7 protein-coding genes and 1 pseudogene are annotated in these 10,125 nt (G+C 71.7%); 4 read left to right on the forward strand and 4 right to left on the reverse strand.

Annotated features, from left to right (window positions below; all coding sequences use genetic code 11):
• Positions 1-778: ROK family protein (locus tag CVO76_RS11035; RefSeq protein WP_208739273.1), on the forward strand; the 778-nt coding region annotated here is incomplete at its 5' end.
• Positions 779-948: 170 nt separating this feature from the next.
• On the opposite strand, the gene CVO76_RS11040 is transcribed toward CVO76_RS11035, so the two are convergent.
• On the reverse strand, positions 949-1,188 hold the full coding sequence (locus CVO76_RS11040; protein WP_104167997.1) for a DUF3073 domain-containing protein: 240 nt from the start codon (positions 1,186-1,188) through the stop codon (positions 949-951).
• Positions 1,189-1,485: 297 nt separating this feature from the next.
• On the opposite strand from CVO76_RS11040, the gene CVO76_RS11045 reads away from it, so the two are divergent.
• Positions 1,486-2,670, forward strand: coding sequence for a septum formation family protein (locus CVO76_RS11045; RefSeq protein WP_208739274.1), 1,185 nt, complete (start codon positions 1,486-1,488; stop codon positions 2,668-2,670).
• Between the two features lie 63 nt (positions 2,671-2,733).
• Here the strand turns inward: CVO76_RS11045 and clpB are convergent, their stop codons facing one another.
• Positions 2,734-5,358: an ATP-dependent chaperone ClpB gene (gene clpB / locus CVO76_RS11050; RefSeq protein WP_208739275.1), complete on the reverse strand. Its 2,625-nt coding sequence runs from the start codon at positions 5,356-5,358 to the stop codon at positions 2,734-2,736.
• Positions 5,359-5,544: 186 nt separating this feature from the next.
• Here clpB and CVO76_RS11055 point away from each other — a divergent pair, with 186 nt between their 5' ends.
• The gene (locus tag CVO76_RS11055; RefSeq protein ID WP_208739276.1) at positions 5,545-7,521 is read left to right on the forward strand and encodes a penicillin-binding transpeptidase domain-containing protein; all 1,977 of its coding nucleotides are present in this window, start codon (positions 5,545-5,547) and stop codon (positions 7,519-7,521) included.
• A 152-nt stretch (positions 7,522-7,673) separates the two neighbouring features.
• Positions 7,674-9,164, forward strand: a complete 1,491-nt coding sequence (locus CVO76_RS11060) for a flotillin family protein (protein ID WP_133081228.1) — start codon at positions 7,674-7,676, stop codon at positions 9,162-9,164.
• 40 nt (positions 9,165-9,204) lie between these two features.
• Here the strand turns inward: CVO76_RS11060 and CVO76_RS11065 are convergent, their stop codons facing one another.
• Both CVO76_RS11065 and CVO76_RS11070 read right to left on the reverse strand, forming a co-directional pair.
• The gene (locus CVO76_RS11065) at positions 9,205-9,606 is read right to left on the reverse strand and encodes a YccF domain-containing protein (RefSeq protein WP_208739277.1); all 402 of its coding nucleotides are present in this window, start codon (positions 9,604-9,606) and stop codon (positions 9,205-9,207) included.
• A 98-nt stretch (positions 9,607-9,704) separates the two neighbouring features.
• Positions 9,705-10,125: pseudogene (locus tag CVO76_RS11070) on the reverse strand (DEAD/DEAH box helicase); the annotation flags it as partial.

The following is a 10,125-nucleotide window of genomic DNA, read 5'->3' on the forward strand; positions in this document are numbered from 1 at the left end:
CACCCGCGACATCGTGGCCGACCTCCACCCCGTCCTGGCCGGGCTCGACCGGGTGCTCGGTGTCGGGATCGCGCTGCCGGGACTCGTCAACGCCGGGACGGGCCGCGTCCTCGTGGCACCGCACCTCGGCTGGCGCGCGGCCGACCTCACCGGGCCCTTCAGCAGGGCGCTCGGGCTGCCTGCGGTCGCCGCGAACGATGCCTCACTCGGCTCGATGGCCGAGAGCATCTTCGGTGCGGCGCTCGGTGTGGAGGACGCCGTGTACCTGAACGGCAGCGCGAGCGGTATCGGTGGCGGCATCGTGACAGGAGGCGTCCAACTGGTCGGCAGTCGCGGCTACGCCGGGGAACTGGGCCACACCCTCGTCCGTGCCGGCGGGTCGCCCTGCCACTGCGGCCGGTCCGGATGCCTGGACGCGGAGGTCCGCCTGGAGCGCCTGCTCGACGCGGCCGGCCTCGCAGGCGGCGGGATCGAGGCACTCGAGGACGTGCTGTCCGACGATCCCGGGCCCGCCGTCCAGCAGGAGGCCGAGCGCCAGCTCGACCTGCTGGCCGTGGCACTGGTGAACTTCGTCAACATCTTCGATCCCACGCGGATCGTGCTCGGCGGTTTCCTCGGCTCCCTGTTCGGCTTCCACGGTGACCGGCTGACCCATGCCGTGAACACCGGATCCCTGGCGGGGGGCGTCGACGTGCGGCGGGCAACGCTCGGGCCGGAGCTCCTGCTCGTCGGGGCGGCAGAACTCGCCCTGCAGCCGCTCCTCGCCTCCCCACACTAGGAACGGACCGACCGCGGACGGGCAGTCCCGACCTGTCCACCGCGCGAGTCGGGGCGTCGCGAGCGCGGCGGCTCGCCGGTTCCGGGATCCGGGCACACGAAACGGCGCATCGTCCCGCAAGGGGCCTGATGCGCCGGTTGTGGTGTCCCGGAGGACGGCGGACCGGGAGGTCAGCCGGTGCGGCGGGAGCCGCTCTCCTCGCCGTCGTCGTCGAGTTCGTCGGCGTACTTGTCCGCGTACTCCGAGTAGTCGGGTTCGACCGGCTCGAGAGGTTCGGTACGTCGAGTGGAAGCACGACTACCCGGGCCTGTGAGCTCTCGCTGCAGTGCCGAATAATCAGTGGCCGGGCTGAAGTACTTCATGTCCCTGGCCTGCTTGGTAGCTTTTGCCTTTTGACGGCCGCGCCCCATGGCGTGACCCCCTTTGTGCGTCGATCCGGAGGTGGTCACTGGGGCACGAGGCCCAAGGCTGCAGCGAGGCCCCGGAGTATTTGGTCAGTTTGTCGTATGTACAGGTTACATGCTTTCGGGTGCATCCGAGCGCGGGTGTCCCCGCCTCCTGCAAAGCATGGACGCGAAGCCGCCCCCGGTGCCCGAGCCTGCTCCAGCCGCGTCCCGACCCTTCCGGCGACGATCTTGGCTAGAGTCGAAATCACGTCGGAGCGCCGGCCACGAGACACCAGGAATGCAAGGAGACAGCGGCCCACCATGAGCAACGAGGAGCAGGCACCCAGGGATCCCGGGCACGGTCCGGGCGGGAACGAACCCGACCGGCCCGACGGCCCCGACGTGGTCGATCCCGACGGCGTCGTGCTCGACGACGGCACGCTACCTCCCGGGGCGCTGGAACCCGAGCTGTCGGTGTCGCCGGACAGCCTCGACCTGCCGGAGCCCGCCCTCGGGCCGGCGGAGATCAGCAGGGACACGGCGGAAGCGGCCTCCCTCGAGGACGCCGCGGCGGAGGCCCGCGCCGTGGCCGCCGAAGCGGAGAAGGCAGGGACACTGGTGGGTGGTCCCCTGCCGGCGGGCGCCCCGGTCGTCCAGGCGGCCCCGGACGGCACGGCTCCCGCCGGAGGTGTCGCAGGGGACGCGGCGGCGGACGCGGACCCAGCCGCGGACACGGCCGCGGACACGGCCGACGGGGCCGGCGTGCCGGCGGCGGGCACCGGCGACGACGTTCCTGCCGGCGGTCCGTACGCCTTCCCGCCCGAGGGCGGCAAGCAGGGCCTCGGCCACCCGGGCCTCTACCCCGGCACGGATCCGGCGTCGATCGGCCCGGCAGCACCGGCTTCCCCGGCTTCCCCGACGTCCCCGGTGGACCCTTCCCCGGGTTCGCGCGGCGCGACCGCGGCCGCGTGGGCCCCGGGGGCAGCCGGAACCGACCCGGAGGCGACGGACGCGGAGCCGAAGCGGGACCGGTCGAGGGCCCGCAGCAGCAACCTGCCGCTGCTGCTGATCATCGGCGGCGTCGTCGTCCTGCTCGGCCTGCTCGTCTGGCTGCTCGTCTCGCTCTTCGGCGGGGCGGAGGACGAGGAGCGCGTGGATCCGTCGTCGGTCGCCGCCGGCGACTGCCTCGCCGACTTCACGGGCATCACCGAGGACGCGGTCCCGGTGGACTGCGGCGAAGCCCACAACGCACAACTGGTGGCGAGCGAGAACTACCCGGAGGACGCGGAGTTCCCCGGACGCGAGCAGCTCGGGCTGCGGGCCGAGGAGGCCTGCGCGGCAGCCTCCGCGGCCATCGACCCGGACGCGGTGACGGACGACCTCCGGATCACGCTGCTCCGCGCGACCCCGACCAGCCAGACCTGGGCCGACGGCGACCGCCGGGTGGACTGCTTCGCCGTCGTCGAGGACGGCGACACGATGAGCCGGAGCCTGCTCACCTCCTGACGGACCCGGGCCCGCAGGCGGGAGAGGAAGCAACCTGCGATTCCTCTCGTGTGCCGGGCCCGGCTACCGCGCGGCGTGCACCAGCAGGCCCCCCGCGTCGAGGCTGCCGTCGGCCAGAGCTCCGGCGTCCGGCTCCTGGCGGTCGACGACCACGGTGTCGCCGTCGACGATCTCACCGGCCAGGATGCCTTTCGCCAGCCGGTCGCCGATCTCGCGCTGGACGAGCCTGCGCAGCGGACGTGCGCCGTATGCCGGGTCGAAGCCGGTGAGGGCGAGCCATTCGCTGGCCGCAGCGCTGACCTCGAGTTCGAGGCGGCGGTCGCGGAGCCGGTCCCCGAGCGCCCGAACCTGCAGGTCCACGATCCTCGAGAGCTCGTCGAGGCTCAGCGGGTCGAAGACGACGACGTCGTCGAGCCGGTTCAGGAACTCCGGCCGGAAGTTCGCGTTGACGGCGGCCATCACGGCGGAGCGCTTCGCCGCGTCGTCGAGCGACGGATCCACGAGGAACTGGGACCCGAGGTTCGACGTCAGCACGAGGATGACGTTGCGGAAGTCCACCGTGCGGCCCTGCCCGTCGGTGAGCCGCCCGTCGTCGAGCACCTGCAGGAGCAGGTCGAACACCTCGGGGTGCGCCTTCTCCACCTCGTCGAGCAGCACCACGCTGTAGGGCCGGCGCCGCACCGCCTCGGTGAGCTGGCCGCCCTCCTCGTAGCCCACGTATCCCGGCGGGGCGCCGACGAGGCGCGCCACCGAGTGCTTCTCCGAGTACTCCGACATGTCGATCCGGATCATGGCCCGCTCGTCGTCGAACAGGAAGTCCGCGAGCGCCTTCGCGAGCTCGGTCTTGCCCACGCCCGTGGGTCCGAGGAACAGGAAGGAACCGGTGGGGCGGTTCGGGTCGGACACCCCGGCGCGGGCACGGCGGACGGCGTCGGACACCGCGGACACGGCCCGCTGCTGTCCGATCAGGCGCGCACCGATGACGTCCTCCATGGCGAGCAGCTTCTCGCTCTCACCCTGCAGCATGCGCCCGGCGGGGATGCCCGTCCAGGCGGAGATGACCTCGGCGATGTCGTTCGCGGTCACCTCCTCCGCGACCATCAGGTCGGGAGCATTGGTGGTCTGCTCCTCGGCGGCCTGGGCCTCCCGCAGCTCGCGCTCCAGCTGCGGGATGTCCCCGTAGAGGATGCGCGACGCCGTCTCGAGATCACCCTCGCGCTGGGCGCGGTCGGCCTGCGAGCGCAGGTCGTCGAGGGATGCTTTCAGGTCGCCCACGCGGTTGAGGCCGGCCTTCTCGGCCTCCCACCGGGCGTTCAGCCCGTCGAGCTCCTCCTGACGGTCGGCCATCTCGGCACGCAGGGCGTCCAGCCGCTCCAGCGATGCCTCGTCCTTCTCCCGGGAGAGCGCCATCTCCTCCATGTGCATCCGCTCGAGGGAACGGCGCAGCTCGTCGATCTCCACCGGTGCGGAGTCGATCTCCATGCGCAGGCGCGAGGCGGCCTCGTCCACGAGGTCGATCGCCTTGTCCGGGAGCTGGCGGCCCGGGATGTAGCGGTGGGACAGGGTGGCCGCGGCGACCAGGGCGGAGTCCGCGATCGAGACCTTGTGGTGCGCCTCGTAGCGCTGCTTCAGCCCGCGGAGGATGCCGACGGTATCGTTCACGGACGGCTCGCCCACGTACACCTGCTGGAACCTGCGCTCCAGCGCCGGGTCCTTCTCGACGTTCTCCCGGTACTCGTCGAGCGTCGTCGCACCGATGAGCCGGAGCTCACCGCGCGCCAGCATGGGCTTGAGCATGTTGCCGGCGTCCATCGACCCCTCCGAGGCACCCGCTCCGACGACGGTGTGGAGTTCGTCGATGAAGGTCACCACCTGGCCGCCGGACGAGCGGATCTCGTCGAGCACGGCCTTCAGCCGCTCCTCGAACTCGCCCCGGTACTTGGCGCCGGCGATCATCGACCCGAGGTCGAGGCTGATGAGGGTCTTCCCCCGCAGCGACTCGGGCACGTCGCCCGCGACCATGCGCTGGGCGAGCCCCTCGACGACGGCCGTCTTGCCCACGCCGGGCTCGCCGATGAGCACCGGGTTGTTCTTGGTGCGGCGGCTGAGCACCTGCACCACGCGGCGGATCTCCGCATCGCGCCCGATGACCGGGTCCAGCTTGCCGCTCCGCGCCACCTCGGTGAGGTCCACCCCGAACTTCTCGAGCGCCTGGAAGGTGTTCTCCGGATCGGGCGTGGTCACGCGCCGGTCACCGCGCACGCCCGGCAGGGCCGACGCGAGTGCCTCGCGCGTGAGCCCGACGGAGCGCAGGATGCCACCGGCCGCTCCGTTGTCCGCCGCCAGGGCGAGCAGGATGTGCTCGGTGGACACGAACTGGTCACCGAGGGTCTCCGCTTCCTGCTGGGCCGCGTTGATCATCTGGAGGGCACCGCGGGAGAACTGCGGCTGCGCCACCGAGGAGCCCGACGACGACGGCAGGGCCTTGATCGCCGTGCTCGCCTGCACGCTCACGGTGTCGGGATCGGCGCCGGCCGCCTTGAGGAGCGCGACGGCGATGCCGTCCCGCTGGTCCAGGAGGGCCTTGAGGAAGTGCGGCGTATCGATCTGCGCATTCCCCGCCGTGGAGGCGTTCATGGCGGCAGCTGACAGCACCTCGCGGCTCTTGGTGGTGAAATTCGTGTCCACGCGCGGTTCCTTTCCGTCCTGACGTAGGTCTTGCATTGAGTGTACTCGACTCAACTTTCGAGCCGGGAGAGATATTCCCCCGCTTCGCCCCTGGCGGAGCGGGAAGGGACGACTGCGGCGGCGCCGGGGCCGCCCGGCACAGTGCGGCTTCCGGAGCCCGCTGTGATCTCGGACATAATGGCCCCTATGGGGAAATTCCGCCGCGCCACCGCCGTCCTGACCACCGCCGCCCTCACCCTCGCGCTCGCGGCCTGCACGGATGACCGCCCGACCACGGAGGACGCGGCGCGCACGCTCGCCGAGGGACTGGCCCGGCTCGACGTGGGGCAGTCCGCGTTCACGTCGGTGGAGGCGTCCGAGGTGACCGGCGAGCTCGCCACGATCACCGAGGGGTTCGGGCCCGGAGCGCCGAAGGTGACGGTCGCAGGCGTCGAGGAGACCGGCGAGGACAGCGCGACCGCGACGCTCGACTACGTCTGGGACCTCGACGACACCGACTCCGACTGGACCTACAGCACGACGGCGGACCTCACGCGGGTCGAGGACGTCTGGCAGGCGGCCTGGGACCCTGCGCTGTTCGTCCCGAACCTCCTGCCGGACGAGAAGCTCACCCTCACCAGCGTGCCCGGGGACCGCGGCGACATCACCGGGGCGGGCGGCGAGGTCCTGGTCACCGAGCGGCCCGTGATCCGCGTCGGCATCGACAAGACGGGGGTCCCGGACGCGCAGTGGGCCGCCTCGGCCCGTGCGCTCGCCACCCTGCTCGAGCTCGACCCGGCGGCCTACGAGGAACAGGTCGCCGCCGCGGGTGCGGAGGCCTTCGTGGTGGCGGTCGTCCTGCGTGACGACGCGACGCGGACGGTCACCGACGCGCAGATCGATGCCGTCCCGGGTGCACTGCGGCAGGCCGACACCCTGGAACTCGCACCCACCCGCACCTTCGCCCGCGAACTCCTGGGCAGCGTGGGCGAGGCGACGGAGGAACTCGTGGAGCAGTCCGACGGTGCCCTCCGGGCGGGTGATGTCACCGGGCTCGGCGGGCTGCAGCTGCAGCACAACGACCAGCTGGCCGGCACCCCGGGCCTCTCGGTCGGCGCCGCGCCGGTGGCGGACCCCGGAACGCCCAGCCAGACCCTCTTCACCAAGGCGGCCGTGGACGGCACCGACCTCGCCACCACGCTCGATCCCCGCCTGCAGGGCCTCGGCGAGCAGGTTCTCGCGGACGAGCCCTCGGCGTCGTCGATCGTCGCCATCCGGCCCAGCACGGGCGAGATCCTCGCGGCGGCCAACGGTCCGGGCAGCGAGGGCCTGCAGACCGCGCTCCTGGGCCAGTACCCGCCGGGGTCCACGTTCAAGGTGGCCACGAGCCTCGCACTGCTCCGGAAGGGCTTCACGCCCGAGAGCCCCACGGAGTGCACCGAGGAAGTCTCCGTGGACGGCCGCACGTTCAACAACGCCAGCACCTATCCGGTGCAGTTCCTCGGGACCATCCCGCTCCTGGAGACCTTCGCGCAGTCCTGCAACACCGGCTTCATCTCGGCCCGGGACGAGATCAGCCAGGCCGATCTCGCGGCCGCCGCCACCGATCTCGGGATCGGCGTGGAGTCGCGCATCGGCACACCCGCGTTCTTCGGCTCCGTGCCGACCGAGGCGGAGGGGACGGCCCACGCCGCCGCCATGATCGGGCAGGGCGAGGTACTGGTGTCGCCCCTGGGCCTCGCCACCATGGCCGCATCCGTGGGGGCAGGATCGCGCGTCACGCCGACCCTCCTCGCCGCGGGCGAATCCACCGAACTCGACCCCGGATCGGAGAGCGCCGCGGCCACGGAGGCTCCGTCGGGTGACGCGACGCCGTCGGCCGGGGAGTCCGAGGCGCCGCCCAGCGCGTTCACCGCCGACGAGTCGGCGACGCTGCGGACGCTCATGTCCGCCGTCGTCGAGCAGGGCGGGGCCCGGCTCCTGCAGGACGTGCCGGGCGATCCCGTCCTGGCCAAGACCGGGACCGCCGAGTTCGGGAGCGAGACTCCCCCGCGGACCCACGCGTGGGTCGTCGCCCTCCAGGGCGACCTCGCCGTCGCGGTCTTCGTGGAGGAGGGCGAACTGGGATCCACGTCCGGCGGCCCCCTCATGCAGGCCTTCCTGACCGGCGCAGCCACCGGCTGACCGCCGAGCAGCCACCGGCCCGCCCCAGTACGCGGGTCCTCTCCTTCGACGACATGGGGGTCGGATCGACACAGTGAACGCAGTTGCTTGATCATCCTCCGGCGCCCGTACGCGACGCCGGAGGCCATCCGAAGACCGTTGAAAGGGTCCCCGTGGATCTCAGGTTCATCCCGCTCATCATCGGCGCCGTGGTGCTGCTCGTCATCATCATCGCCGCCGTCGTCCTCGCCCGCATGGCGCTGCACATCGCCAGCCCGGACCAGGCGCTCATCATCTCGTCCAAGGACAGCAAGGGGCAGCCCGATCCGGACAGCCAGCGCGTCGTCTTCGGCCGGATCTTCATCAACCCGTTCTCGCAGCGGGCCTATCCCCTGTCGCTCGCATCGCGCCAGGTGTCGCTGCGCATCGAGGGCATCTCCAAGAACGGCATCAAGCTCCACCTCACCGGCGTCGCCCAGGTCAAGGTCGGGGGCGACGCGGACGCCGTCCGCAAGGCCGCCCAGCGCTTCCTGAACCAGCAGGAGGCGATCGACCACTACACGCAGGAGACCCTGTCCGGTTCGCTCCGCTCGATCGTGGGAACCCTGACGGTCGAATCGATCATCCGGGACCGCGCGACCTTCGCCAAGAGCGTCAAGGAGGAGGCCGAACACTCCATGCACAACCAGGGCCTGGAGATCGACACCTTCCAGATCCAGTCCGTGGACGACGACTCCGGGTACCTGAAGAACCTGGGCCGCCCGGAGGCCGCCCTCGCGGAACGCAACGCGAAGATTGCCGAAGCCCGATCCATGCAGGAATCGGAGCAGGCACGCGCCCTGTCCGACGAGCAGGTGGCCCTCGCGCAGCAGCAGCTGATCATCCGCCGCGCGGAACTGAAGGAGGAGGCCGATGCCCGCCAGGCACGGGCCGACGCCGCGGGCCCTCTCGCCCAGGCCGAACAGCAGGAGCAGGTCATCATGCGTGAGCAGCAGGTCGCCCAGCGGCGGTCCGAGCTCCGTGAGCGCGAGCTGGACACCGAGGTGCGCAAGCCCGCGGACGCCGAGAAGTACCGCCTCATCCAGCAGGCCGACGCGAAGCTCGAGGAGCGGCGCCGGGCATCGGAGGCCACGGAGATCGAAGCCCGCGTGGACCTCGCACGCCGCAAGCTCGTCGCCGAGGGTGACCGGGTGGCAGCCGAGGCGGATGCCGCGTCGAACACGGCACGCGGTACCGCCGAAGCATCGATCAACGAGGCCAAGGGCCGCGCCGACGCCGCGGTCATCGCGTCCCGCGGTGATGCCGAGGCGCAGTCGACGGAAGCCCGTGGCAAGGCGGAGGCCGCCGGTATCGCCGCGCAGGCGGAGGCCTACGAGAAGTTCAACCAGGCCGCCATCCTGTCGAAGGTCCTCGAGGTCCTGCCCGCGATGGCACGGGAGATCGCCGCGCCGATGTCGGCGATCGACACCATGACCGTCGTCTCCAACGACGGCGCGAGCCAGCTCAGCAAGAACGTCTCGAGCGGCGTCCACCAGACCACGCAGATGGTCAAGGACACCACCGGTCTGGACATCATCGCGCTGCTCGGCGACCTGCTCAAGAACGCGGACAAGCCCGGCCGGAACGGGGCCACCAGCCCGACCGTCGTCGGCGGCTCCGACTAGCGGGACCTGCAGGCCGCCGTCGGGGATCCGGCGGCGGCCGTCAGCGGTAGGTCGGCAGGTAGGTCCCCGACGAGGGGACGATCACCTTGCCGAGCGGCGCCAGCGACACCGGGATCAGCTTCAGGTTGGCGATGCCCAGCGGGATCCCGATGATGCTGACGAACATCGGGATGGCCGTGAGCACGTGGCCGATGGCGATCCAGATGCCCGCGACGAGAAGCCAGATGACGTTCCCGATCGTGGAGAACCCGCCCGGCCGACCGCCGCGGTTCACGACGGTCTGACCGAAGGGCCACAGCGCGTAGGCGCCGATCCTGAACGAGGCGATGCCGAAGGGGATGGTCACGATCAGCAGGCAGCAGATGATGCCGGCCGCGAAGTAGCCCAGCGCGAGCCAGATGCCGCCGAACAGGAGCCAGATGACGTTCAGGAGTGCGTTCATCCGCCCATTGTTCCCCACCCGGTGCGCCGGGGCACCCCCCGGACGAACGGAAGGCCCCCACCCGCGAGGGTAGGGGCCTTCCGTGGTCAGCGATGCTGCTAGCGGGACCGGCGATCGTTGGACGCAGGCGCGCTGGCCCTGCGGGAGCCGGCCGCACGGCGGGCTCCCTCGGTCCGCGGAGCCGAGGACGGCGCATGGCTGCGCTGCCCGCCGGCGGCGGGGGCGCCGGCCGCGGGACGGCGGACGGCGTCGCCCACGCGCTGGCCGGAGGCGGGACGGCGGCTGCGCGTCGTCGTCTCCGAGGCGGTGCGGGGCTCGTCCGTGCGACGGCGGGAACCGCCGGTCTTCGCAGCAGCACCCGAGTCGGTGCCGAAGCGCGGCGCCTGCGGCTGGTCCTTTCGGCGGTCGGCCCGGTTGCCCTGGGTCGCCTGCGTCTCGGCGGAGACGCGACCGCGTCCACCCCTGCCGCCACGGCCTCCCGCGGACGGGGCTGCGGTACCACGGCGGGCGCGCTTGCGC

This window comes from Arthrobacter agilis, assembly GCF_002953615.1.
GTDB lineage: Bacteria > Actinomycetota > Actinomycetes > Actinomycetales > Micrococcaceae > Arthrobacter_D > Arthrobacter_D agilis_B.

Bases quoted from the DNA above. Each gene is read 5' to 3' on its own strand.
- CVO76_RS11040 (WP_104167997.1), bottom strand. From the start codon at position 1,188: ATGGGGCGCGGCCGTCAAAAGGCAAAAGCTACCAAGCAGGCCAGGGAC.
- CVO76_RS11045 (WP_208739274.1), top strand. From the start codon at position 1,486: ATGAGCAACGAGGAGCAGGCACCCAGGGATCCCGGGCACGGTCCGGGC.
- CVO76_RS11055 (WP_208739276.1), top strand. From the start codon at position 5,545: ATGGGGAAATTCCGCCGCGCCACCGCCGTCCTGACCACCGCCGCCCTC.
- CVO76_RS11065 (WP_208739277.1), bottom strand. From the start codon at position 9,606: ATGAACGCACTCCTGAACGTCATCTGGCTCCTGTTCGGCGGCATCTGG.